This window comes from Pseudoalteromonas sp. NSLLW24 (genome assembly GCF_015864725.1).
In the GTDB taxonomy this organism is placed as follows: domain Bacteria; phylum Pseudomonadota; class Gammaproteobacteria; order Enterobacterales; family Alteromonadaceae; genus Pseudoalteromonas; species Pseudoalteromonas arctica.
Genome location: NZ_JADYWQ010000005.1, coordinates 252066 through 278236 on the forward strand (window position 1 = coordinate 252066; position 26171 = coordinate 278236).

Annotated in this window: 24 protein-coding genes and 1 riboswitch; of the genes, 17 read left to right on the plus strand and 7 right to left on the minus strand. The window is 39.2% G+C overall.

Going from position 1 to position 26171, the window contains the following annotated elements:
• Positions 1–12 precede the first annotated feature (12 nt).
• The 9 genes from I6E72_RS07490 (at position 13) to I6E72_RS07530 (ending at position 10647) form a co-directional block, all read left to right on the plus strand.
• Positions 13–471: a DUF1249 domain-containing protein gene (locus tag I6E72_RS07490; RefSeq protein ID WP_007585381.1), complete on the plus strand. Its 459-nt coding sequence runs from the start codon at positions 13–15 to the stop codon at positions 469–471.
• Positions 458–1243, plus strand: coding sequence for a metallophosphoesterase (locus I6E72_RS07495; RefSeq protein ID WP_101226491.1), 786 nt, complete (start codon positions 458–460; stop codon positions 1241–1243). Before I6E72_RS07490 ends, I6E72_RS07495 begins: the two co-directional genes overlap by 14 nt.
• Complete coding sequence (locus I6E72_RS07500; RefSeq protein ID WP_007585377.1) at positions 1228–1788, plus strand: YqiA/YcfP family alpha/beta fold hydrolase; 561 nt, start codon at positions 1228–1230, stop codon at positions 1786–1788. The genes I6E72_RS07495 and I6E72_RS07500 overlap by 16 nt, the downstream gene beginning before the upstream one ends.
• Positions 1789–1896: 108 nt before the next feature.
• Complete coding sequence (gene parE / locus I6E72_RS07505; RefSeq protein ID WP_010553287.1) at positions 1897–3786, plus strand: DNA topoisomerase IV subunit B; 1890 nt, start codon at positions 1897–1899, stop codon at positions 3784–3786.
• Positions 3787–3815: 29 nt separating this feature from the next.
• Positions 3816–4910 carry a PQQ-dependent sugar dehydrogenase gene (locus I6E72_RS07510; protein ID WP_197111666.1) on the plus strand — a complete coding sequence of 365 codons (1095 nt, stop codon included), beginning with the start codon at positions 3816–3818 and terminating at the stop codon, positions 4908–4910.
• A 10-nt stretch (positions 4911–4920) separates the two neighbouring features.
• Positions 4921–7215: a DNA topoisomerase IV subunit A gene (gene parC / locus I6E72_RS07515; protein ID WP_010553285.1), complete on the plus strand. Its 2295-nt coding sequence runs from the start codon at positions 4921–4923 to the stop codon at positions 7213–7215.
• 162 nt (positions 7216–7377) lie between these two features.
• Positions 7378–8091 carry a 1-acylglycerol-3-phosphate O-acyltransferase gene (locus I6E72_RS07520; protein WP_197111668.1) on the plus strand — a complete coding sequence of 238 codons (714 nt, stop codon included), beginning with the start codon at positions 7378–7380 and terminating at the stop codon, positions 8089–8091.
• Entirely contained in the window at positions 8091–8426 is a 336-nt protein-coding gene (rraB, locus tag I6E72_RS07525) for a ribonuclease E inhibitor RraB (protein WP_007585369.1), read from the plus strand. Before I6E72_RS07520 ends, rraB begins: the two co-directional genes overlap by 1 nt.
• A gap of 1036 nt (positions 8427–9462) precedes the next feature.
• Positions 9463–10647 (plus strand): polysaccharide lyase family 7 protein, encoded by a 1185-nt coding sequence (locus I6E72_RS07530; RefSeq protein WP_197111670.1) that lies wholly within the window; start codon positions 9463–9465, stop codon positions 10645–10647.
• A gap of 55 nt (positions 10648–10702) precedes the next feature.
• Here the strand turns inward: I6E72_RS07530 and I6E72_RS07535 are convergent, their stop codons facing one another.
• Positions 10703–11674, minus strand: a complete 972-nt coding sequence (locus I6E72_RS07535) for a zinc transporter ZntB (RefSeq protein WP_197111672.1) — start codon at positions 11672–11674, stop codon at positions 10703–10705.
• Between the two features lie 285 nt (positions 11675–11959).
• Between I6E72_RS07535 and I6E72_RS07540 the strand changes: the two genes are divergently transcribed.
• From I6E72_RS07540 to I6E72_RS07550, 3 genes are read left to right on the plus strand one after another with little or no spacing between them, the layout of a single operon-like run.
• Complete coding sequence (locus I6E72_RS07540; RefSeq protein ID WP_007585784.1) at positions 11960–12394, plus strand: ATP-dependent zinc protease family protein; 435 nt, start codon at positions 11960–11962, stop codon at positions 12392–12394.
• Positions 12395–12396: 2 nt separating this feature from the next.
• Complete coding sequence (rimK, locus tag I6E72_RS07545) at positions 12397–13302, plus strand: 30S ribosomal protein S6--L-glutamate ligase (protein ID WP_002961977.1); 906 nt, start codon at positions 12397–12399, stop codon at positions 13300–13302.
• Positions 13289–14347, plus strand: a complete 1059-nt coding sequence (locus I6E72_RS07550) for a succinylglutamate desuccinylase/aspartoacylase family protein (RefSeq protein WP_007585786.1) — start codon at positions 13289–13291, stop codon at positions 14345–14347. Before rimK ends, I6E72_RS07550 begins: the two co-directional genes overlap by 14 nt.
• A 90-nt stretch (positions 14348–14437) precedes the next feature.
• Here the strand turns inward: I6E72_RS07550 and I6E72_RS07555 are convergent, their stop codons facing one another.
• From I6E72_RS07555 to recQ, 4 genes are all read right to left on the minus strand, one after another.
• On the minus strand, positions 14438–15010 hold the full coding sequence (locus I6E72_RS07555; RefSeq protein ID WP_197111674.1) for a mechanosensitive ion channel domain-containing protein: 573 nt from the start codon (positions 15008–15010) through the stop codon (positions 14438–14440).
• Between the two features lie 69 nt (positions 15011–15079).
• Positions 15080–16789, minus strand: a complete 1710-nt coding sequence (locus I6E72_RS07560) for a ShlB/FhaC/HecB family hemolysin secretion/activation protein (protein WP_024609055.1) — start codon at positions 16787–16789, stop codon at positions 15080–15082.
• Between the two features lie 171 nt (positions 16790–16960).
• A complete protein-coding gene (locus I6E72_RS07565) occupies positions 16961–17245 on the minus strand; it encodes a DUF3630 family protein (RefSeq protein WP_007583724.1) in 285 nt (94 codons plus the stop codon).
• A 7-nt stretch (positions 17246–17252) separates the two neighbouring features.
• Positions 17253–19076 carry a DNA helicase RecQ gene (gene recQ / locus I6E72_RS07570; protein ID WP_010553279.1) on the minus strand — a complete coding sequence of 608 codons (1824 nt, stop codon included), beginning with the start codon at positions 19074–19076 and terminating at the stop codon, positions 17253–17255.
• Positions 19077–19461: 385 nt separating this feature from the next.
• Between recQ and I6E72_RS07575 the strand changes: the two genes are divergently transcribed.
• Together I6E72_RS07575 and rarD are read left to right on the plus strand one after the other, a co-directional pair.
• Entirely contained in the window at positions 19462–19917 is a 456-nt protein-coding gene (locus I6E72_RS07575; RefSeq protein WP_024596241.1) for a thioesterase family protein, read from the plus strand.
• A 51-nt stretch (positions 19918–19968) separates the two neighbouring features.
• A complete protein-coding gene (rarD, locus tag I6E72_RS07580) occupies positions 19969–20886 on the plus strand; it encodes an EamA family transporter RarD (RefSeq protein ID WP_101216526.1) in 918 nt (305 codons plus the stop codon).
• 17 nt (positions 20887–20903) lie between these two features.
• On the opposite strand, the gene I6E72_RS07585 is transcribed toward rarD, so the two are convergent.
• Together I6E72_RS07585 and I6E72_RS07590 are read right to left on the minus strand one after the other, a co-directional pair.
• Complete coding sequence (locus tag I6E72_RS07585; RefSeq protein WP_197111677.1) at positions 20904–22139, minus strand: GGDEF domain-containing response regulator; 1236 nt, start codon at positions 22137–22139, stop codon at positions 20904–20906.
• Positions 22140–22225: 86 nt separating this feature from the next.
• On the minus strand, positions 22226–22600 hold the full coding sequence (locus I6E72_RS07590) for a DUF413 domain-containing protein (protein ID WP_007583734.1): 375 nt from the start codon (positions 22598–22600) through the stop codon (positions 22226–22228).
• Between the two features lie 91 nt (positions 22601–22691).
• On the opposite strand from I6E72_RS07590, the gene I6E72_RS07595 reads away from it, so the two are divergent.
• From I6E72_RS07595 to I6E72_RS07605, 3 genes are all read left to right on the plus strand, one after another.
• Positions 22692–23564, plus strand: a complete 873-nt coding sequence (locus I6E72_RS07595; protein WP_007583736.1) for a LysR family transcriptional regulator — start codon at positions 22692–22694, stop codon at positions 23562–23564.
• Between the two features lie 166 nt (positions 23565–23730).
• Positions 23731–24663 (plus strand): porin, encoded by a 933-nt coding sequence (locus I6E72_RS07600; protein WP_002961381.1) that lies wholly within the window; start codon positions 23731–23733, stop codon positions 24661–24663.
• 34 nt (positions 24664–24697) lie between these two features.
• A riboswitch (cobalamin riboswitch) is annotated at positions 24698–24847 on the plus strand.
• A gap of 511 nt (positions 24848–25358) precedes the next feature.
• The gene (locus I6E72_RS07605) at positions 25359–26171 is read left to right on the plus strand and encodes an ABC transporter ATP-binding protein (RefSeq protein WP_197111679.1); all 813 of its coding nucleotides are present in this window, start codon (positions 25359–25361) and stop codon (positions 26169–26171) included.

A 26171-nucleotide genomic window follows, 5' to 3' on the forward strand; every position in this document is an offset into this window, starting at 1 on the left:
TATGGTGGTACTTTGACAGCACAATTAGCAACAAAGCGATATATTCAGAGCCTCCCAAAGTATTTAACACTTTGTGAGCATAACTATGTGCGACTATTAAAGTTGTTACCGAGCGAGCGCAATATAGGAAGCATCCGTGAAGTAAAACTTGGCAACAGTGAGTTTGCTACAAAAATTGATGGCAGCGCAAAATACACCATGGATATTTCAATTAAGCAGCTAACAGGAATGGTTAAAGGGATTACGCCACTGTATTTAACGGTACGCATGTATCACGATGCCAAAGTGGCTGAAATTGTTCACCACGATTACCATCAACGCATAAAACCATCTTATGGATACCCTAACCCTAAAATGCATCAAAAAGATGAAAAGTATCAACTTAATGCTTTTTTATACGACTGGTTAGTGGCCTGTGTAGAGCACGGGCAAGCAACATTAAATTGGGATGTAAATAATGGCTTGGTTTGATGATACATATACATTTGATAAATCATCTTTGTGCATTGCGCATATTACCGACAGCCATTTATTTGCAGACAAAAGCGGTGAGTACTTTAATGTAAATACTGCAGCTCATTTTGAACAAGCTTTGGCGCACATAGCTAAGCAATCAATAGACTGTATTATTTTTGGTGGCGATTTAACACAAGATCATAGTTTTGAATCGTACTTATTATTTAGTGAACTTATAAATGCCAGTGACATTACTTGTCCTGTATTTTGGGTGCCAGGTAATCATGATGAACTAGCAATGCTTAATCGCATAAGTGGTGGGCAAATAAATTCGGCTAAACATATTATTGCTAATGGGATTGAGCTACTTCTTATTAATTCTAAAGGGCCCACGCCCGCAGGATGGGTTACTGGCACGCATTTAGATGAAGTAACGGACGCTTTAGTCAACTCGAATAATAGTAAAGTTATATTTTGTCATCATAATCCGCTGCCAATAAACGGCTACCTTGATAAACACTTATTAGAAAATGGCCCACAGCTTTTAAATATCTTAGTTAATAGTAATAATGTATCTGCGCTTTTTCATGGGCATGTGCACAATGATTACGAACAAAGCTTTAGAGGGCTGCCCATATATGCGACCCCAGCCAGCTCAATACAGTTTGTAAAGCACACTTCACAGTGGGAGCAAAAAAATGCGGGACCAGCTTACAGAACGCTAAATATAAAGAGTAAAAAAGATAAAGTAGAAGTAAAAACGGAAGTAGTATGGCTAAACGCGTAATTTATATTCATGGCTTTAATAGTTCACAAAAATCATATAAAGCTGTGCGCTTTGGTGAGCTTATGGCAAACTATGACGTTGATTATTGTGTACCGAACTTAAACCACGAGCCCCTACAAGCTATAATTGAGCTTGAACAATTACTAACGCCAAATACCGTTTTATTAGGTAGCTCGTTAGGTGGTTTTTTTGCCACGTATTTATCGCAGCGTTATCAAATTCCTGCAGTGGTTATTAATCCCGCGGTCGCACCCTATAATTTATTACAGTCGTTACTTGGACCTAATTATAATCCGTATCAAGATTATCATTACGATTTAAATAACAGCCATATTGAGGCACTTAAATTACTCGCTGTAGATAAATTAGCATACCCTGAGTTACTGTACTTATTACAGCAAACAGGCGATGAAGTGTTGAACTTTCAACACGCAGTAAAATATTATTCGCAATGCAAGCAATTGATAGAATTTGGTGGCGATCATAGCTACGTTGAATTTGAACGCACCTTTGCAAGTATTGTAGATTTTCTTAAAATCACGTAAAACTAGTTAGCCTGAACTGAGGTTAGTTACTATATTAACGCTTTAGCGCATATAACAATAAAACTAGTAAAACGTATTAGAGCCTTAGCGGATATAAAGATAAAAACTATGAGTGATCAAAATTATAACGCCGAAGCCATTGAAGTACTTAATGGATTAGATCCGGTAAAACGACGCCCAGGGATGTACACAGATACAACACGTCCCAATCATTTAGGCCAAGAGGTTATCGATAACAGTGTCGATGAAGCTATGGCGGGTCATGCTACTCGTATCGACGTAATACTCCACGAAGACAATTCGCTTGAAGTAAGTGATGACGGGCGTGGTATGCCTATTGATATTCACCCAGAAGAAGGTATCCCTGGGGTTGAATTGATCTTCACTAAATTACACGCCGGTGGTAAGTTTTCTAATAAAAACTATCAATTTTCGGGTGGTTTACACGGCGTAGGTATTTCGGTAGTAAATGCGTTATCTACGCGTGTAGAAGTAACAGTAAGGCGCGACGCTCAGCAATTTAGAATGGCATTTGAAAGCGGCGATAAAGTAGAAGACTTAAACGTAATTGGTACAGTCGGTAAGCGTAACACCGGCACTACGGTTCGTTTTTGGGCTGATGTTAGCTACTTTGATTCACCAAACTACTCAATTACCAAGCTTAATCATTTATTAAAAGCCAAAGCAGTTTTGTGCCCAGGACTGCGAATTAAGTTTGTTAATAAGCAAACAAAAGAAACCCAAGAATGGTTTTATGAAACAGGCTTAAAAGACTATTTAGTTGAAGCAATTAAAGGTTTTGAAACATTACCGCAAGACCCATTTGTTGGCGAATTTAAAAGTTCAATTGAAGGCGCTGACTGGGCTGTTGTATGGCTACCAGAAGGTGGTGAATCAATAGCTGAAAGCTACGTAAACCTTATTCCTACCGCGCAAGGTGGTACGCATGTAAATGGTTTACGCCAAGGCTTGCTTGAAGCAATGCGTGAATTTTGTGAGTTTAGAAACTTACTCCCTCGTGGTGTGAAATTAACTCCTGATGACATTTGGGATCGTTGTAGTTACGTGTTATCGGTTAAAATGCAAGACCCTCAATTTGCCGGTCAAACAAAAGAAAAACTATCATCACGCTCCTGTTCTGCGTTTGTATCGGGGGTTGTAAAAGACTCGTTTAGTTTATGGTTGAATGAACATACTGATACCGCAGAATTATTAGCTGAGTTATGTATTTCAAATGCACAAACTCGCTTGCGTGCAGCTAAAAAAGTAGTGCGTAAACGTGTTACTGCAGGTCCTGCTTTACCGGGTAAACTTACCGATTGTAGCGCTGCTGATAACGACCGTACCGAATTGTTTTTAGTGGAAGGTGATTCTGCTGGTGGCTCTGCTAAACAAGCAAGAGACCGTGAATTTCAGGCTATCATGCCGCTACGTGGTAAAATTTTGAATACCTGGGAAGTTGAGTCAGGCCAAATACTAGCATCACAAGAAGTACACGATATTTCAGTGGCGCTGGGTATTGATCCAGAATCAACCGATATGTCGGCATTACGCTACAATAAAATTTGTATATTAGCCGATGCTGACTCGGATGGACTACACATCGCAACACTATTATGTGCACTGTTTGTTCGCCATTTCCCTGAGTTAGTAAAAACAGGGCATGTGTATGTAGCAATGCCGCCATTATTTAGAATCGATATTGGTAAAGAAGTTTATTACGCACTTGATGAGCAAGAAAAAACCGCTATTTTGGCGCGCATAGAAGCCGAGAAAAAACGCGGAAAAGTAAACGTACAACGATTCAAAGGTCTGGGTGAAATGAACCCGTTACAACTACGTGAAACCACGATGGATCCAAATACACGACGTTTAGTGCAGCTTACGCTTGATGAAGAAGTAGAAACCATGGAAATGATGGATATGCTACTTGCTAAGAAACGATCGCCTGATCGTCGTCAATGGTTAGAAGATCATGGTAACAAGGCACTCGTTTAATTACCTGTGCTTAACACTAGGAGAGGCGAATGAAAAAACTACTAGGAAGTTTGCTGTTACTTGGGCTGACTACCGCTCCTGTAATGGCGAAAAAAATACTCGATAAGCTCACAGTCGCACCGGGATTTGAAATAAGCTTATTTGCAAATGATGTAGAAAATGCACGTCAAATAGCTGTTTCAAAAAAAGGTATTGTGTATGTTGGCTCTCGCAAAGCGGGCAACGTATATGCGCTTATTGATCATAATAGCGATGGCGTAGCAGATAAAAAAATTGTTGTGGCTAAAGGCCTAAACATGCCCTCTGGCATAGCAATTAAAGATGGCGATTTATACGTAGGCGAAGTACATCGTATTATTCGCTTTAAAAATATTGATACCCAATTAAAAGATCCAAAATTTGATGTGGTTTATGACGCATTACCGAGCGAGCGTCATCATGGTTGGAAATTTTTACGTTTTGCACCAACGGGCGAGCTAATCATTCCGGTGGGTGTACCGTGTAATATTTGTGCTGAGGATGAACGTTTTGGTCGTATTTTTGCGCTTAATGTAGAAACAAAACAAATAAAAACAATAGCCAAGGGCGTTAGAAACACCGTCGGTTTTGATTTTCATCCAGCTACTCAAGCTTTATGGTTTAGTGATAACGGTCGCGACATGATGGGCGATGATATTCCGCCTGATGAGTTAAACCGTGCAACGCAAGAAGGTGAGCATTTTGGTTTTCCGTATGTTCATGCCGGTGCAATTATTGACCCTGAGTTTGGTGAAGGTAAAAATATTGCCGATTACACGTCGCCAGCTCTTGCACTTGCTGCGCATGTAGCGCCACTGGGCATTCATTTTTATAACGGTAAGCAATTTCCAGCAAGCTATAAGCAACAATTATTTGTTGCTGAACATGGCTCATGGAACCGTTCTAAAAAGTCAGGTTATAAAGTAGGGCTAGCAACAATTGAAGTAGGTCGCGTAACTAAATATACGCCATTTATTACTGGCTTTATGAAAGACGAAACAACATTTGGACGCCCTGTTGCATTTGCAGAATTAGGTGACGGCAGTCTGTTAGTAAGCGATGATTACGCCAATGTAATCTACCGTGTAAGCTATAAGAAAAACTAGGTAAGCTTTAATGAGTGATACAGATACCTTGCTAATGCAAGGAATTGAGCAACAAACAATGGGGCGTTTTACCGAAGACGCCTATTTAAATTATTCCATGTACGTGATCATGGACCGCGCCTTACCGCATGTAGGTGATGGTTTAAAACCAGTACAGCGTCGTATTATTTATGCGATGAGCGAACTGGGTTTGTCGGCTAACGCTAAGTACAAAAAATCAGCCCGTACAGTGGGTGACGTGCTTGGTAAGTACCATCCACACGGCGACAGTGCATGTTACGAAGCGATGGTATTAATGGCGCAGCCGTTTTCTTACCGCTACCCTTTGGTAGATGGACAAGGAAACTGGGGTGCGGCAGATGACCCTAAATCGTTTGCAGCAATGCGTTATACCGAAGCGCGTTTATCTAAGTTTTCAGAAGTACTATTAAAAGAGCTTGGCCAAGGCACCGTCGATTGGACACCAAACTTTGATGGCACAATGGATGAACCTGTTGTGCTGCCTTCTCGTTTACCGCATATTTTACTAAACGGTATAACGGGTATTGCCGTAGGTATGGCAACCGATATTCCGCCACATAACGTACGTGAGGTGGCTAGTGCATGTTGTTTATTACTTGATAAACCAAAAACAGAGCTTGAAGAATTACTTGAGCTTGTACATGCACCAGATTACCCAACAGATGCTGAAATAATTACCCCAAAAGCCGATATTCATAAAATATATAAAACCGGTCGTGGGTCTATCAAAATGCGTGCGGTTTATACCGAAGAGCATGGCGATATTGTTATTACAGCGCTGCCGCATCAATGTTCTGGTGGTAAAGTACTTGAGCAAATTGCAGCGCAAATGAACGCTAAAAAATTACCAATGATTGCCGATTTACGTGACGAGTCAGATCACGAAAATCCAACACGCATTGTAATTATTCCGCGCTCAAACCGCATTAAAGCTGAGCCATTAATGGCGCACTTATTTGCAACCACCGATCTTGAAAAAAATTACCGAGTAAACTTAAACATGCTAGGCCTCGATGGCCGCCCGCAAGTTAAAGATTTACGCTGTATTTTAAGTGAGTGGCTAATATTTAGACGCGAAACAGTGCGTCGTCGTTTGCAGTATCGTTTAGATAAAGTATTAGCACGTCTACATATTTTAGAGGGTTTGCTAGCCGCCTTTTTAAATATTGATGAAGTGATTGAGATAATTCGCAGCGAAGATAAACCAAAGCCTGTATTAATGGAGCGCTTTGATTTAACTGATACACAAGCAGAAGCAATTTTAGAATTAAAACTTCGTCATTTAGCCAAGCTTGAAGAGTTTAAAATTCGTGGTGAGCAAGACGAACTGGCCAAAGAGCGTGATAAATTAGCGCAAATTTTGGGCTCAGAACGTCGTATGTCGACACTGCTTAAAAAAGAAATTCAAGAAGCCGCTGAAATGTATGGTGACGATCGTCGCTCACCAGTGATTGAGCGCTCAGAAGCGAAAGCACTTAACGAAAAAGATTTAATTCCGTCAGAGTCAGTTACTGTTGTGCTATCAGACAAAGGCTGGGCACGCGTTGGTAAAGGTCATGACTTAGATGTACAAGGCTTAAATTATCGCTCAGGTGACGGCTTTAGAGCCTCTGCTCGTGGTAAGAGTAATCAACCTGCGGTATTTTTAGATTCAGCAGGGCGGGCGTTTGCAACTGATGCGCACAGTCTACCTTCGGCGCGTAGCCAAGGGGAGCCAATGACAGGTCGTTTTAACTTAACACCAGGCGCTAATTTTGAGCACGTGGTAATGAGTGAAGACGAGCAAGTATTGCTTATGGCGTCAGATGCAGGTTACGGCTTTATTACCGACTTTAAAGACTTAGTTAGTAAAAATAAAAACGGTAAAGCGCTCGTAAGTGTCCCTAAAGGTGGAATATTACTTTCTCCTATTAGAGTGAACGATGTTGCTAGCGATTACTGTATGGCTATTTCTAACGAAGGTCGAATGCTTTTATTCCCGCTGCGAGACTTACCAAAATTAGGTAAGGGTAAAGGTAATAAAATCATCTCTATACCAGGTGCTAAAGTACAAGCCCGTGAAGAGTTTGTAAAAGTGCTTGCTGTTGTACCACTAGGAAGCAGTGTTACGCTTCATGCTGGTAAGCGTAAACTAACACTTAAACCAAGTGATTTAGAGCATTATCATGGTGAGCGAGGACGTAGGGGTAATAAACTACCGCGTGGCTTACAGCGTGTTGACGAAGCCGTTGTTGAGCTAACTCCTCAAGATGATGAACCAATAGACGTTATTAGCGAAGAGTAGCCAATTACTTTTTTGTATAAATAAAAACGGTCTGCATTTGCAGGCCGTTTTTGTTTTAAAATAAAGAGCTTAAATATTTCAGCGTACACTTGTGCGCTATTGACTCGTTTGTGTCACAAAATAACGCTATAATAATTATAATTCATTTTTGGAGAAGCCCATTTGCTAGCTGTTATACGCGTTTTTATTATGCTGCTGTTTATATTATTCAGTTGTATTTTTGGTTTATTACTTTCGATTGTAAGACCATTTCACCCTAATAATGTACATATTATAGCGGGTTGGTTTGGCTCAATGGCTAAAATGGTTGGCGTTAAGCTAGTTCTAACACGTCATAAAGATGCAGTTGATCCAGGTCCTGCAGTTTATGTTGCTAATCATCAAAATAGCTACGACTTATTTACAGTGCCAGCAATGGTGCCAAAAAACTGCGTAAGTTTGGGTAAAAAGAGCTTAAAGTGGATCCCATTTTTTGGTCAGCTTTATTGGTTGTCGGGTAATATATTAATAGACAGATCTAATCGCTCCAAAGCGGCGGGAACTATTTCAAAAGCAGCCGAAAAAATTAAGAAGAATGGCTTATCTGTATGGATGTTTCCTGAAGGTACACGAAGTTACGGAAGAGGTTTATTGCCGTTTAAAACTGGCGCGTTTCACACCGCAATGAGCGCAGATGTACCCATAATTCCGGTATGTATGAATACAACACATAAAACCATTAAGCTAAATCGTTGGGATAATGGTACAATTCACATCGAAATGTTAGCGCCTATATCGCTTGATAAAGAAATTAGCGCGCGTGAGCATGCTAAAAGCGTGCATAGCATTATGGCTGCTAAAATAACTGAATTAGATGCTCAAGTGAGAGAAAAATAATGGAAAACTGGCGTGAAATAAGTGAAGACATCGTAAGTTCACTACTTGAAGATGGGTCAGACCCTGAAATACTTTATGAAGTAGAGCACCACTTTGTGTGTGAAGACTTTCCTAAGTTAGAGCAAGCTGCACTTGCTGCTTTTAAATTGGGTTACGATGTTGAAGAACCAGCAGAGCTTGAGCTTGAAGACGGTAACAAAATTTGGAGCTTTGACATTGTAGTTGAAGCTGAGCTAGACGTAGACGTTATTATGGAAGACGTTGATAAGCTAGCGCAACTAGCCGTTGAGTGCGAAGTTGAGTACGATGGTTGGGGTACTTACTTTCAAGAGTAATGCAGCTAACTAGAGTCTAGATTTATTAATTTGAAAGCGAGTATTGTAAAAGTACTCGCTTTTTTGTGTCTCGAATTAGGGAGTGCTAATTTTACATGATTCAAACTTGCTTAATTTAGAGGCGGATTTATTAGTCAAAAAAGTGCCCTAGGGTCTGTTGACCTTTCAGGATTAAAATTTTTTCAAGCCAGGAAAATTTAATAGCAGCATTAGGTTTGTAGCCTAGTGGGCTCCATAACTGATCCTGAGTTATTCTACTTGCTTACATCCATGTAAGAATAAGTTAACCGAGCGCAGCTTCCGCGTTCTGCTCACGCCCCTCACCTTTATCCATGTAGACAATAAAGTGTTACTCACTCCAAAGAAATCTCAAAATTAGTACCTGTTTAGCATTTCAATTTCATCATCACCTATTAATTTGAAAGGTTAATCTCACATATAAAATTTACTTTTAATTATTTATTTGCACTAATATTTTGAAATTTTAAATTATATAAGCGCGTATTTTTAAATTTTAGTCATTCAAATTTATCTTTATAACTAAAGTTAAATTAAATTTAACAGGTATTACCAGTCTGTTTTGGTAACAATTTTATCAGGAAATAACGCTGTTTATTCATAAGGCATTAAGTTTTGCGTTAAATATTGGTAATAGTGGTTTTTATTTTAGGTACTACTATTTTATTAAATTTAAAATTTATTACATAGTGTAAATAGAAATCAATACGTTTTTATCCTATTATTTTTAATGTGTTTTTTTGTATTTTAAATGTATCCCTTTAGAGGTTTTATAGTTTTCATGGTAACAATTAACTTGTTGACATATTGGTAACAAAAAATATAGCCTTGTTTTGCCGGTTAGGTGATGGTTTTGGTAATACCAATTTAGAGATTTTTTCTTTTCAAATTCTTTTTTTTGTTGTTACCAATTTTTTGGGTTTAAAAGTCTGTTTACATGATGCGATCTAGGTTTGGTTTTTATCGCCAAGCTAAGCTGTAAGGTTGCTTATTATTCAGGTTTAAAGGAATAAAAATAATGGTTAAATTTAAAAAGTTACTTATTTGCTCTGCAGTTGCTGCAAGTACTTCTTTTGCGCACGCTGCCTCGATTGAAAATTCAGGTTTTGAAGGTGGCTGGAGTAATTGGAATGAAACAGAGCCTGCAGCGCTATCTTCAGATTCGTATAAAGGCTCTAAATCACTGAAAATACAAGGTAGCCCAGGGCGTGTTTATCAAAATGTAGATGTAGATCGAAATACTCAGTACACGTTAAGTGCCTATGTACTCGGTAAGGGGCAAATCGGGATCAATGATCTTAATGGTTTGTTTAAAAGTGAGAAATTCAATGTTTCTTCATGGACAAAAGTATCTAAAACTTTCACCACGGTTAACACTGGTTCACTACAAGTATTTGCTAAGCATGATAAGAGTTCAAGCGATGTTCGTTTTGATGACTTTTCGTTAACTAAGGGTAGTTCTTCTGGCGGTGGAGACACAGGTGGTGATACTGGCGGCGGTGATACGGGTAGTGGCTCTGGTATAGCGAGTAACATCACCAACGGTAGTATTTTTGATCTTGAAGGTAATGATCCTCATCCATTAGTAAATAGCGATACTTTGGAGTTTGTTCCTTTAGAAGCGCGTCATATCACTCCAAACGGGAATGGCTGGCGTCATGAATATAAAGTTAAAGAAAGTGCACGTGTTGCAATGACCGAAACCTATGAGGTTTTTGAGGCAACTGTAAAAGTTGAAATGTCAGATGGTGGTAAAACAATTATCTCTCAGCACCATGCTAGCGATACCGGGACAATTTCTAAAGTGTATGTTTCAGATACAGATGAATCTGGATTTGATGACAGTGTAGCTGGAAATGGCATTTTTGACGTTTATGTTCGTCTGCGAAATACAAGCGGTAACGAAGAAAAATTTGCCCTTGGTACTATTACTAGTGGTGGCTCGTTTACTCTACGTGTTGAAAATAATTATGGCGATGTTGATGTTAGCGCACTAGGTCGCTCATTTGGTATACCTGTAGAAGATGACTCAGAGTCATACTTTAAATTTGGTAATTACCTACAATCACAAGACCCTGATACATTGGATGAGTGTGGGGAATCGGGTAATTCGGATTCTTTCAAAGAGTGCTTTGAAGATTTAGGGATTACAGAATCTAAAGTAACGATGACAAATGTTAGTTATACCCGAGAAACTAACTAATTAGCTACTCAATCATGGCCACTCAATTGAGTGGCCATACTAAAATTGCTTTAATTTATAGCCATTTTTTATTTTTAAAATACACACCAATACCGCCAGTAAGCACAATTAAAAATATGACAAAAGCACTAAATGCATAAGGGCTTTCGGTACCCGGAATACCTCCTACGTTTACGCCTAACAGGCCGGTTAAAAAGCCTAAAGGTAAAAACAATGCAGCTACAACCGACATTACATACATACGCTGATTTAATTGCTCAGACACTTGGTTAGTGATTGTTTGCTGAATGATTTGCGCACGTTCAATAGAGCTATCAAGCTCCTCTAAATAACGAATAAGTAAGTTTGTTGTTTCGTTTAATTTTGCTTTATCGTCATCTAACAGCCACGGGTAGTGATTATTTACCATTGAGCTAAGGGCTTCTTTTTGCGGTTTTAAATAACGCTTTAAGGCAATTGTTTGACGGCGCAACTGTGATAAACCTTGGTTATCAAACTTTTTACTTGGTTCATCTATTTCTTCTTCAAATTCGTCGAGTGTTTCATCTAGTGAGTCAATAACGCTTTGCATACGTGAGGTTAATTTTTGTGTAATAGAGCATACTAGCTCAGAAATATTGCATGGGCCATTATTTTCATTTAAACAGGTGAGCGTATCCTGCACCGATAATAAACGACGCTTGCGGGTAGTAATAAGAATGTCTTCGCTAATAAATAAACGAATTGAAACCATGTCTTCAGGGCTTTGTGCTGGATTTAAATTTACACCACGTAAAAATAACATATGTCCGTTAGTCGTTGATGTAATTCGCGGGCGTGTTTCATCAGCAATTAAGGACTCTAATTCGTAATCGTTTAAATGAGGCTGTGCCTTGAGCCACTCAACAGCCTCGCTTTGGCTATAGTCCATGTGCACCCAAAGTTTTCCGTGGCTTGGTTGCCAGCTATTTAGCTCATTAGTGCTTTCAATAGGGCGAGCGCCGCCTTGTCCATCAAGTACAAGTGCATGTAGTAAACCATTAATCATAATTATTTCTCATAATAGTGTATTTTTAATACCGTTAACTATAGTGTATCTACTTAAGTATTTTAAACTTACCTTTATTTTTAATAAGTTAAGCTTAAATAGCAAAATATATGCAGAGCCTTTGGGCTGAGTAAAGTGGCATAAAGTACTATTCAGCAAGGCGTGCATTGTGTGACCAGTTGTTTAAAAAGATCAATTTAATTTACTAATCGACTAGATAAATTTATTTCGTTGGTGTTTTTTTACCTGTAGCGTATAAGTCACTTTTTTATTAAGGGCACATTTATGACAGCAAAGATCACAGTTGGTTGGCGTGAGTGGTTAAGTTTACCTGGGCTTGGTATTAACGAGATAAAAGCAAAAATTGATACTGGCGCTCGCACTTCATGTATTCATGCAATTAACATTGAAGAATACGAAGTTGACTCAGAAAAATGGGTTAAATTTACGGCCCAGCCACTGCAAGATGATGAGCAAACACAAGTCACTTGCAATGCAAAAGTTAAAAAAATGAAGTACGTAACCAGCTCAAGTGGGCAAAAAGAGTTACGTTACTTTATAGAAACTACATTGCATGCAGGCGAGCACAGCTGGCCTATCGAGCTTACTTTAACAAGCCGTGCAACAATGAAGTTTAGAATGTTATTAGGGCGTACAGCCATGGAAAATCGTATAGTCGTTGACCCGGCTTTATCTCAACTATTAGGTCGTAAGGTTTAACTATGAAAATCGGTATTTTATCTCGCAACAGAAAATTATATTCAACGCGTCGCTTAATTGAGGCGGCAGAGGCACGCGGTCACGAAGTTAAAGTGATTGATGCATTGCGCTGTTATATGAATATAAACTCTGAGCAACCAGAAATTCACTATCGCGGTGAAAACTTAAAAGAATTTGACGCAATCGTCCCGCGTATTGGTGCATCGGTTACATTTTATGGCTGTTCGGTACTTCGTCAGTTTGAAATGATGGGTGTTTACCCTGTAAATGAATCAGTCGCTATTTCTCGTTCGCGCGATAAATTACGCTCACTTCAGTTACTTTCGCGCAAAGGCGTTGGTATGCCAGTAACAGGTTTTGCTAGCAAACCAGATGATGTAAAAGACTTACTAGAAATGGTAGGCGGTGCACCTGTTGTAATTAAATTACTTGAAGGCACACAAGGCATTGGTGTTGTACTTGCTGAAACACGCAAAGCGGCAGAAAGCGTTATTGAAGCATTTATGGGCTTAAAAGCTAATATTATGGTTCAGGAATACATTAAAGAAGCGGGTGGTGCCGATATACGTTGTTTCGTATTAGGCGATAAAGTAATAGCAGCTATGAAGCGCCAAGCACAAGAAGGTGAGTTCCGTTCTAACCTTCACCGTGGCGGTAGTGCTACATTAGTTCGTATTACTCCAGAAGAACGTAAAACGGCAGTAGCGGCGGCTAAATCAATGGGCTTGAACGTAGCGGGAGTTGATTTACTTCGCTCATCTCGTGGACCACTTGTGATGGAAGTAAACTCATCACCAGGTTTAGAGGGCATTGAAATAGCAACAGGTAAAGACATTGCAGGCATGGTGATTGATTTCATCGAAAAAAATGCTTCAAGTAAAGGAACGGCAACACGTGGCAAAGGTTAAAATTAACCGTCCTTTTTCCTTATTAGGAGAGAGTGTAGGCGTAGGCGAGCGTAAAACACTTGCCTTAGAGGCAGCTAAACTTTATACCCATTCACCACTTAATATTCCTATTGAAGTGGTTAACGGTGTAATGGAAGGTCCTGTGCTTATGGTGTGTGCGGCAATTCATGGTGATGAGCTAAATGGCGTAGAAGTTGTGCGTCAGTTAATTGCTAAAATAGACCCAAGCCAACTGCGCGGTACAATAATCGCTGTGCCTATTGTGAATGTGTTTGGCTTTATTCATAAATCGCGTTACTTACCAGACAGACGCGATATGAATCGTAGCTTTCCAGGTTCTGAGCGTGGCTCACTTGCTGGGCGTATGGCTTATATGTTTTTTAATCAAGTGGCAATACATTGTACCCACATTATTGATTTACATACTGGCGCTATTCATCGAACTAACTTACCGCAAATTCGCGCTAACTTAGCTGATGAAGCAACCGCTGAAATGGCTAAAGCATTCGGCACGCCAGCAGTTATAGATGCATCATTGCGTAATGGCTCATTACGAAGTGAAGCAGCAAACCTAGGTATACCGGTTATAACCTATGAAGCTGGTGAAGCACTGCGTTTTGATCCAATCGCCATTGCGGCAGGTGTGCAGGGTGTTGATTATGTTATGCGTCATTTAAAAATGATCCGTGGCAAGCGTCCTAAAAAGTTACCAGATCCTATTATTGCAGGTTCAACTAGTTGGATACGTGCCGAAGTTGATGGCATTGTGCGTGCACAAGTATCACTAGGGGAGCATGTAACTAAAGGGCAAGTACTTGCTTATATTAGTAGCCCACTAGGTGACTCTGAGCTTGAGCTTTTAGCGCCTAAAGGCGGTATTGTTATTGGTCAGCAAACTATGCCATTGGTAAATGAAGGTGATGCGGTATTCCACCTTGCTTACTTTGCAAATGACAATAGTTTAGTAGAGCAGCAACTAGAGAACTTTATTGACGAGATAAACGATTTAGATGACGAGCTTAAAACAGCAGAACTAAATAACTAATAGCTAAACTAAATTCTGTTTAGCTAAGCATTAAAAAGCCGCAGTAGGTAATTACTTACTGCGGCTTTTTTGTGGATATTGCTTTTTAAACTATGTTTTTTTAGGGCCAATAATACGCTTTATAATGGGCGCTTTTGTTGGCTTTGGTTCTTTATTTAAAACCATGACAGGGCGTGTCACAAATAAATTGTTAGGGTAAATTACGCGGTGCCCATCAATATGCTCAAGTACTACATTCATTAAGCCCATTTCAACAATGCGGCCTTCAATATGATTCGCACCATCAATAATTCGTACCCAATAGCCAACACGGCAATCGTTTTGAATAAACATTAGTAAAAATGCGGTGAGATTACTCAATAATGACCAAGCGGCAAAAAGTGCTACGCCCAACATAGCGAATAAAGAAGAGCCTAAAACCAATAAACCACGCAGTTCTATACCCCAAAATACTAAAACCAAACACAGCACGACAAAGGCGAGTATAATTTTTAGTAAAAGCTCTGCACGGTATTTTCGGTGTAAATCAACTTTCCCCTTAATTGCTTTTTCGAGTAATTTTTTGGTTATTTTTAATAGCAGAGGGAAAACCAAAATAGCGATTATAGTTACAACCAACTTATATTGTGATGCAAACAATTCTAAAACTTCTATTATTTCCACATTAGGTCCTGAACTTTCATAACAATGTAATTTAATGCAATTGGTATTAGTTTAACGTGTTTGTATTATTTAAAAAGTGTTTTTAACGCTTACTAGCCACTGTACTGAGTCTACGTCATCGTAGCTATCAACTGGGGCGGCAATATCAATGTGGATCATGGTTCCTGAATTTGCACGACTCGGTGCTAAACGAAGACCCACGCCTATATTTTTTAATACATGTGCGTTTTCGCCATTATCTTTATCGTTAAACCATGCTCTGCCCACATCTACAAAAGCTGCGCCACCCACTTTAAATAGTTGTAGTAAATCGTACTCCCAGTAATAGCGCTTTTCTAGATTAACTAAAAAGCTGCGGTCGCCATGTTGATAATCCATAGGGTAACCACGCAGGCCTGTTTCGCCGCCTAAAGTAAGCTGTTGATCAGCAGTAAGGTTTTTTGCGTATTGCACGCGGGCTTTAACATACCAAGATTGGTCTTCACTGGTATTTAAATAATATTGTACTTGGCTGGTGGCCATAAAGTTTTCGAGTTTTTTCTGTTCTTTATTCCAATAGCCATCAATATCAGCACTAAAACGCCATAAGGTATTATCGTTAGTAAAGTGGGCTTTTTTAAAGTTAAAAGAATACACCGCGCGGCTGTCGTCATTACTTAATGATTCGTCTGAATAGCCAATTAAGCTTTTAATATTCCAACCTAAGTTTAAATCCTCAGTGCGAGATATACTGTCAAAATTGCGTACTTTTATGTAGTTATCTTCAAACCAATGGCCGCTTATAAAGGGATAACTTAAACTTCTGTCATCGGCAAGTGGTGCAAATGTAGTGTCTATAGCTTCAAAGGTATGCTGCTCGTCGGTATAACCTAAGGTTAAGCGTTGGGTCCAATTATTATTAAGCGCTTTAGAGTGTCCTATAAATGCACGGTTTAAATCAGTAGTTTGATCAAATTCGCTAAACTCTTCGCCGCGTTTATATAGTGACTCTTCGCGCTGCTCAGAATAGCTTAAAATACCGTAACTAAAAGGGGTGTCTATCGCGTAAAATGGATAGGTTAGCTCAAGTAAATGGCGCTTGCCATCGCTGTTATCAGCGTACTCTAAACGGCCGCGGTAGCGAGTAGATAAAATATTAGGATCGTCGTAAACAAATAAATAACCGCTACGATCGCTGTCGGTCGTGCGTGACAAAGAAAGGCGCTTCCCCCAACCAAGCAGGTTTGATTCTCTAAAACCTATACTCGATTTATTTTCTCCGCCGCTACGGCTAAAGTTTACTTCAGGTAAAAGTGTCCATAAATCACGGGTAACCACTTCTACATTAACGTCACCGTCGCAGTTTTCGATTGCACTAATTTGTGCATCATATAAGTAGCTTTCTTTACGAAGTAGGCGCTCAGACTCTGCAAGCTTTTTAGCATCGTACTTGTCACCAGGGGAGAATAATAAAAGGTTATTAATGACATCGGGCTCTGTTTGAATATGAGCGCGGTTAGCAAATCGGAATAGGGCATTATTTTCCTCTTCAAGCTCAGTATTAAATACATTAAGTTGCTTGAGCTTTATTGAGGCTATTTTAGCGTTACTATTACTGTGCGTGAGGGTTGTTTTGTCTTGAACTTCTCGGCGTAAGTTTTTATTTGTGCTTAAATCTGTCTGTTCTACAAGGCAGTTATCAGTTTTCGTTGAAGATTGTTGTGCGAATGCATTAGGCACATAAAAGCTTAAAACCGTTAAGCTAATACAACATTGTGCTATCCATTTCTTGTTCACCATTAAACCTCTTTACTGCTACGTAGCAAATGACTATCGTAATATCAGCTTACATCATTGTTATTATAATGTAAGTAAAAGGTATGGATTTTGAAACTAATTAATTGTTACTCATATTCACTTATGTTAATAATCAACCTGGTTTAGAACCGCCTGTGGGCGGGATATTAAAAGCTAACTTAAATAAAATGCTAAAGCGGCTAATAAGTGCTCAGCTTCATGGCCTTCGGCATTAATCCAAATACTTTGGCTGTAATGCTCATAGTTTAAATTAAAGGTCTGCTGATTATAGGTAAAGCGAACTTGATGGCGATCGGCGCCTGCAGAATACTCATTGAGTGTTACATCGTCTGAGTGTAAAAAGAGTGTGCTCCACAGTTCAAAGTCTTCATCGTGTGGAGGCTCGACTGGTGTAATTAAAATGTATTTATGGGCGTGGTCATATTCTATTTGGGTCATAACATTCTTAATTTGTAGCTAGGTAATTGCGAATTGCCGTTAAAAATTCGCCGCCGTACTTATTTAACTTAGTAAAACCCACACCCGACACTTTTAAAAATTCACTGTCGTTTGTTGGCATAAGCTGCGCCATTTCGGCTAATGTTTTATCATTAAATACCACATAAGGTGGTACATCATCGGCATCAGCAAGTTCTTTACGTAGTGCGCGCAGGCGAGCAAACAGTTTTTTGTCGTAATTAAATTGTGCTAATTTATCTTGATAAACGTGTTTGGCTTGCAGGCGTGGCTCGGCTAATTGCAGTGCGTACTCACCTTTTAAAATTGCACGCGCGGCTTCGGTTAACCTAAGTGACGCACCTTGCGTTATATCTTGGCTAAGTAAGCCTTGATGAATAAGCTGGCGTAAAATACTAAGCCAAAATTCACTGCTTTTATCTTTACCTATGCCGTAAGTGCTTAGCTCATGATGATTGTTATCGCGTATGCGGCTAGTATTTGCACCACGTAGTAATTCAACAATGTACCCAAGACCAAAGCGCTGGTCAGCTCTATACACACAAGAAAGCGCTTGTTGGGCAACCAATGTACCGTCAAAGCTTTTAGGTGGATTTAAGCAAATATCGCAGTTACCACAAGGTTCGCGTTGATATTCACTAAAATAGTTAAGCAATATTTGACGGCGACACGTTTGTGCTTCGGCAAAGCTTGCCATTGCGTTAAAGCGTTGTTCTTCTACACGGCGGCGTTGTTCGTCGTCTATGTCTTCAAAAAAGCGTCTTACACGGCCAATATCAGCTGGGTCAAAATACATTATGGCTTCTGCGGCAAGTCCATCTCGCCCAGCACGCCCCGTTTCTTGATAGTACGACTCGATACTTTTTGGAATATCGTAATGCAGTACAAAACGCACGTTAGGCTTGTTTATACCCATACCAAAGGCAACGGTTGCGACCACTATTTGTATATCGTCACGGGCAAAACCAGTTTGTACAAATTGTCGTTGCTCGTTACTCATACCTGCATGGTAAGCGGCAGCGTTTAGCCCTGCATCTGCAATTTTTTCAGCAATGTCGTCTACGCGTTTACGGCTAGTGCAATAAATAATACCGCTCTGGCTTTTTTGCTCTTTTAAGTAGCGAAGCAGTTGCACCATAGGTTTAAATTTTTCTTCTATGGTGTAGCGAATATTGGGGCGATCAAAGCTGCCAGTATGAATATAAGGCTGTTGTAGTTTTAGTTGCTCAACTATATCAAAACGGGTGGCTTTATCGGCAGTTGCAGTGAGCGCCATCATGGGTACATGTGCAAAACGTTGCTTTAATTCGTTTAAGCGAAAGTAATGAGGCCTAAAATCGTGACCCCAATGCGACACACAATGCGCTTCGTCAATGGCAAATAAGCTTACATTTAAATGCGATAAACGCTCTAAAAATTCGCGTTGTAATACTTTTTCAGGTGCCACATATAAAAGCTTAATTTGCCCCTGATGAAGCTGTTGATACACCAATTGCTGCTCTTCTCGCGCTAAGCTGTTATTTACGTACGCGGCTTTTACCCCAAGTGCTTGTAGTTGACTTACCTGATCTTGCATTAGCGAAATAAGCGGAGATATAACAATAGTGACGCCTTCGAGCACTAAAGCGGGTATTTGATAGCAAACCGATTTTCCGCCACCAGTAGGGAGCAATACAAGCGAGTCTTGGCCGTTAATAGCAGCATCAATAACTGTTTTTTGGCCGTCGCGAAATTCACTGTAGCCAAACACTTGTTTGAGGACAGTTTCGGGTTTACGCACAAGGGTGCTAGAAGGTGGTGTTGATGTATTCATTGGCGGGTATTTTAGTGGTTTTTTAGTGAGATGTCTTTAGCTGAGTTACTTATACCAATCCACAATACTACTTAATCAATTTGAGGGATCAAATCTGACGCTAGCTGCGTTAAAAATTTCTGATATAGAACAACTAAATAACGAGTTTTTTGCCTTGTTATAGACACTATTTTCTTACCTCCAGATAGATCACTTAATTAAGCTAATTGGTATTAACCTCAACTCTATTGTAAGTAAATTAAACTCTGGTAGTGTTGAAACCGCTTATTAAGATAGATCTGCTTTCTTAAAGTTAGGTTGCTAAGTAAATGATTTAACTAGAGCCTCGTAGTTTTGCTTAAGTTATGCTTTACTCATCGTACCAGTTTAAACATAGAGAATAATAATGAATAAAGAAATGTTAATTGAACAAGTGGGCGCATTATTTGTAAATGGCATGCCGTTTAACCAGTTTTTACAAATATCGGTTGAGTCGTTGAGCCCTGAACAGGCCAAAATTACATTTCCGTGGCAGGATGTACTCATTGGTAACCCTGCGCAAAAAATACTGCACGGTGGTGTTATTTCAGCCGTACTTGATAATGTAGGCGGTATGCTCGCTGCAGCAAGCGTGATTGATAAACTCACCGATTTAGATATCACAAGTGTGCAAACAAAATTAGCCACGCTTGGGACTATCGACTTGCGCACTGATTATTTGCGCCCTGGTAAAGGAGAGAGCTTTACAGCGAGTGCCACACTTATTCGCTCAGGTAATAAAGTATGTGTATGCAGAATGGAATTACATAATGAGCAATCAGTTCAAATTGCTTTTGGGACAGGCACGTATTTAGTTGGATAAAACGTGTATGGGAAGTAAACTAGCGGCCTTTTAAATCACTAAGTGTTTATTATGTCGATTGATACTGAGCAGCGTAAAGGTGCTATTTTTGCTTGTCTTGCTTTTTTTATGTGGGGCCTTGCGCCAATATATTTTAAGTTAATTCAGCATGTTTCTGCCTTTGAAATTTTAATGCATCGGGTTGTTTGGTCGGTTGTATTTTTAGTACTAGTAGTAAGTGTTTTAAAGTATTGGGATAAAGTTAAACGCATTATTGTTCAGCCTAAGCTTTTGCTTATGCTTGTTATTACCTCAACATTACTAGGGTTTAACTGGGGTTTATTTATATGGGCTATAAATAATAACCATATGCTTGATGCGAGTTTGGGCTATTACATAAACCCTCTTTTAAATGTATTACTGGGTATGCTCTTTTTAGGTGAACGCCTGCGTAAGTTTCAAGGTGTAGCAGTGGCACTGGCCTTTACCGGTGTTGTGCTGCAGCTAATTAGTTTTGGCTCGTTTCCGGTAGTGGCATTTTCATTAGCTATATCGTTTGCGCTTTATGGTTTGTTACGTAAAAAACTACCCGTTGAAGCCTTGCCTGGCATTTTACTCGAAGCACTTATATTACTGCCTGTTGCACTCATTTATTGGTGGTTAATGGTGCCTACAGCAACATCAAGCCTGCCAGCTAACGATTGGCATACTAATGCATTACTGATTAGTGCAGGTATTGTAACTACATTACCATTGCTGTGTTTTACCGGCGCCGCTAAGCGTTTGCAATACACTACATTAGGCTTTTTTCAGTATATTGGGCCAAGCCTAATGTTTATATTGGCAGTGGTGTTTTACGGTGAAGTGTTTGACGCTGAGAGATTAGTAACGTTTGCATGTATTTGGAGTGCGCTAGCTATTTTTAGTTGGGACTCTTACCATCAATCACGCAAACGTAAAAAAGCGGCTATTACAGCCGCAGAAGTATAATTAACCTAATAGAGCTGTTAGCTAACTACTTTATTACGACCAGATTCTTTAGCGTCGTAAAGCTTTAAATCGGCCTGTTTTAATAATTCATCAATTTGATAAACAGGCCCATCTGCAAAACCAATAGATATAGTAAATTTGATTTTTTCTTTACTAAACTCTTGGCTGTTCGCCTCTATAAAGTACCTAAAACCTTCAAGTCTTTTTAGTGCTTCTTGTTTATCCGCATTTGCAAAGTAAACGGCAAACTCTTCACCACCTAAGCGGGCCACTAAATACTTTTTAAAATATTTACTAAAGCAAATGGAGAGCCCTTTTAATACTTCGTCGCCTACATCATGCCCGTGAGTGTCATTAATTATTTTAAAATGGTCAATATCAAGCATGGCTAGCGCTCCTGAACATTGCTTATTTTTAATATTTTTAAGTGATTTGCTTGTTTCTTCAAAAAAGTAACGACGATTAGGTAGATTAGTTAGGTAATCGGTGTTGGCTTGGCGTTTAATTGTGGCTATTTGCTCTAGCATATCGACGTTTTGGCTAAGCCTGCAGTAAAACTCTTCACTATTAAAAGGTTTATGTAAATAATCGTTTGCGCCATTTTTTAAAAATAAACTAGAAAGCCCTAAAGAGTCAGAGCCCGAAATACCAATAATGGCTTTTTCGTCGTTGCTATATAAGCGGCGAATTTCGCTACATAACTCATCACCATTCATGTTTGGCATTTCGTTATCAGTAATGATGACTGAAATGTCGGGTGAATTTTCGAGCATCTTTAATGCTTCTTGTCCGTCTTGTGCTTCAATAATTTGATATTTGTGACGAACTAACAAGCTGCAAATGTATCGGCGAGTCGATTTAGAATCATCAACAACGAGTACTTTTACGTTTTCATTGCGAGGTAAGCGGTGTAATTGTTTTTCTAGGTATTGGTAAGCTTGTTTGTTTTCTTTAATGATGTAATCGATGATTGGGTATTTTTCTACGGTGTCGCGAGTTTTTTTATCAATATTGCCCGTCATTACAATCGTTGGAATATCAGCATTAACAGTGCAGGGTACTGCTTCACCTGATGGGGCATCAGGTAATATAAAGTCAACTACAGCGCAAAAGTAGCTATTTTTACTTATAAGCTCTTTTGTTTGTGCTAATGACTCTGCTATATCAACTTCATAGCCTGCTTTAAGCGCGATGTGCTTTTGCACTCGCGCCATTGCAGGTGTATCTTCAACTATTAGTATTTTTCGCGTCACGGAACAACCCTGTTTATATTTTGCAAAAATATTTGCTTATACAAGTTGTAACTGTTAAAACGCAAAAAAGCAAATAACTTAAGTACTTACAGATTATCCGCTTCTGAATAATACTCTTGGCTAATCGGTGCCGGTCCTGACATTTTTGAGCGGCCAAATAAAGTATGAAACTTAGTTTTACAGGTCGTTAGCTTTAAGTATTTTACCCAAGCACGTTCGATTGGGTTAGTAGGTTCTTGTGAGCCAGTTACTACTGCTACAAACTGTTCTTGATGTTCGTTTTGCGGCTCAATTGTTTTACTGTATAAGCCTCTTAAAACAACACCGTGTTGTTCTAATATACTGGCTTCTAATAAGGTGAAGTTTCCGCTGCGGCTAAAACCACGTGGAAAATTCTGATCATCATAAAATTGACGTTGGCTAACAAATGCTTGGCGTAGTAATGAAATGTTATTGCTCATAGCTTTATCCTCATACCCTATTAATTAGCTGGAGTATGATGCAAGTTTGGCAATTTATTAAACAAATTATTTTTATCGTGAGGATAAAAAATTGGATATCGATTTATTAAAAACATTTGTTGAAGTAGTGCGTACGCGTCACTTTGGTAAAGCGGCCGAAAACCTTTATATTACGCAGTCTGCAGTGAGCTTTAGAATTCGCCAATTAGAGCAAGGGCTTGGTGTTAATTTGTTTATTCGCCAGCGTAATAATATTCAACTTACAGCACCTGGCGAGCGCTTATTACCGCACGCACAAATGATTATTACGGGCATGCAGCGCGCCAAAGTAGATGTTGCACTTGCCGACAATATGCATAAGCAAATTAGCTTAGCAGGAACGCCTAATATTTGGGATGCTTTTTTACAGTTTGGTATAACAAATATTGTATCGGCGATGCCGGGCGTGTCGTTGGTTGCAGAAGTTAAAGCACAACAAGAAAGCACTCGACTTTTATTAGAGCGTACTCTCGATTTGGCAATATTGTTTGATCCACCAAAAGTAGATGAATTAGTGGTAGAGCGAATTTGTGAGTTGCCAATCATTCCAGTAAGCGGATACGACACCGCAACGAACGAAAACTTTTTTGATAATCAATATGTGTATGTGGATTGGGGAACTACTTTTTCTCTTTGGCATGCGCGTCAGTTTACAGGAAAAACGCCACCTTACTTTAGAACCAGCACGGGACGTATTGCACTTGATTTAATACTGCAATGTGGTGGTAGTGCATTTATACCTCAAGTATTGGTTGAAGGGCATTTAGAAAAAGGTGAGTTGTTTCATGTTAAAGGGGTAGAAAACACCTCAAGAGACGTATTTATAGCGTATCACAGAGACAACGAGCAAAAAGAGCTAATAGAAACCTTAGTTAATTTACTTTCGCAAATGACGCCAAGCTTGTCATTAAAGCAAGATAAGTAAGTACGACCATTTACTAGGCTTTCATGTTATTTTGATTTCACATTTAATGCATTTTTATTAACAAAAAAAGACATTAATATTTCCGTTGTAATATTACTGTCATTTAGGAATGACAAAATGCAGCAGTTTTGAAAATTAGTCTTTTGTGATTATCCAAGGAAATAACATGAAATTTGTAAAATCGAGCTTATGCTTAGCACTATTAAGTGGTTTATCTTTTAATGCACTTGCCGACGTAGACATTTACGGTAAAGCGAATGTAACAGTGCAATCATCTGATGATGGCGAAGGGTCTTTTACCGAGATAAAAAGTAATGCATCTCGTCTTGGTGTTAAAGGTTCTGAAAAAATAAATGATAGTTTAGAAGCGGTATATAAGTTTGAGTTTCAAGTTGATGTGTCTGATGCTGATTCAAAAGGCGATAACGACGACAATATTTCTGCGCGTAACCAATATGTTGGTTTAAAAGGTGCGTTTGGTCAGGTTGTAATTGGTCGTAACGATACTGCGCTTAAGCAATCTCAAGGTAAGTTAGATTTATTTAACGACCTTGAAGGCGACATTAAAAATGTATTTAAAGGTGAAAACCGCTTAGGAAATACAGTTAGTTATTCATCAAACTCATACGAAGGCTTTAAAGTACTTGCTACTTTTGTAGCTGAAGATGATGTAGACGCTGATAACGGTTATTCAATGGCGGTGACATACGGTGACGTGGCACTTAAAAAGAGCGCGGTATACGCCTCTATTGCAGCCGATAGTGAAGTAAATGGCTACGACGTAGTGCGTGCATCAATCCAAGGTAAAGTTGAAAACTTTAAGTTAGGTGCAATGTATCAAACACAAGAAAAAGTTGACGGCAGCGCAGAAGCGGATGGTTACCTATTAAATGCAGCTTACAGCATGGGTAACAACACATTTAAAGTGCAATACCAAGATATGGACTTTGACGACAGCGACGATAAGTCAGCAATTTCAGTTGGTCTTGATCACAAATTAAATAAAAATATTAAAGTATTTGGTTTTTACTCAAGCTTCGATATGGACAACAACGTTGACCAAGACTACGTAGGCTTAGGTATGGAATACAAGTTTTAACGATTAGTTAAAACACTCCCTTTTTAACCGCGCTCTTTTGAGTGCGGTTTTTTTTGCTTTAAATTATTTACTTAGCCGCCCATAATAGAGCTTTATTTGGAATGAGGTGCGAGTCCTCGACTGTTCCCGCAACTGTAATCAGCTAAGCTGTAAGTCAGATACAAATGGTATAATACCAATTTTATTAAAAACATGATCTTTCTAGCGAATTAAATAACTTACTAACTTTGTTAAAAATTATTCATATATAACAACTATATGCCATAATTTCGCCTTGTTATTAAGCTATTTATTTGTCGCTATAATAAATCATTAATTTAATGCAATTGGTATGATTTTTTTAACGAGCGGGTTTACTCATTTTTTCTTGTAGTGCATTAGTATTTTTATCGCATTTTTAGTGAGTTTAACCTAGGATCTGTTGATCTTTGCGGATTAAAATTTGTTCAAACTAGGGGCTGTTTAATCGCGGCGCGAGGTTTGTAACCTAGTGGGCTAAGTAAAAACCGAGCAACAAAGAGTAAATAGCCCCTAGGAAGAACCCTTTGGGCAGCGCCTGTTTGGCATTAATGCTACGTTATCGCCCATTTATGGGGAATAACCACACTACATAGGCTCTGCCTTGCCTAAATACCAAACAGACTGTTGCAAATTTAACCTTGAAAGATCAACAGACCCTAGCCTAGGACTGACTATTGCACACTCAAACGCCATTAAATACACCATTACTAAACGTTAAAAACGTATCGTGGGATATTGGCAATAAAACGATTCTCAAAAAAATAAACCTTAAAATAACCACAGGTAAATTTGTTGGTTTAATTGGACCTAATGGCGCAGGTAAATCGAGCTTATTGCGTTGTTTATATCGTTTTAATAAACCCAGTGGTGGCGTTGTAGAGTTCAACAACACCGACATTTGGCAGCTAAAAAGCGATGAGTACGCAAAAAAAGTAGCGGTTGTTTTGCAAGAAACCCCGTCGCAATTTAACTTAAGCGTATTTGATGTTATTGCGCTTGGGCTAACGCCTCATAAATCGCTATTTAGCTCAATAACTAACATTGATAAACAAAAAATTATTCAAGCTATCAATACCGTAGGGTTGGCAGATCATAGTGAACAGAGCTTTGAATCGCTCTCAGGCGGTGAAAAGCAACGTGCCTTGATAGCCCGCGCCATAGTTCAGCAACCTCAACTGTTAATAATGGACGAGCCAACTAGCCATTTAGATGTTAAATACCAAATACAGGTTATGGAGCTTGCTAAATCGTTGGGCGTAACGGTGTTTGCATCGTTTCATGATTTAAACTTAGCCTCTGCAATGTGCGATGAACTAGTGGTTATTAAAAATGGTGAAATTACGCATTCAGGCACGCCAAGTGAGGTATTAACCGAAAACATGCTAGGCGACGTTTTTGGTGTATGCGCTCAAGTAAATAACCACCCACAGTTGTCGCAATCTGGGCAAAGCATCCCTCATATCACTTACTTTTATGGTTATGAATAA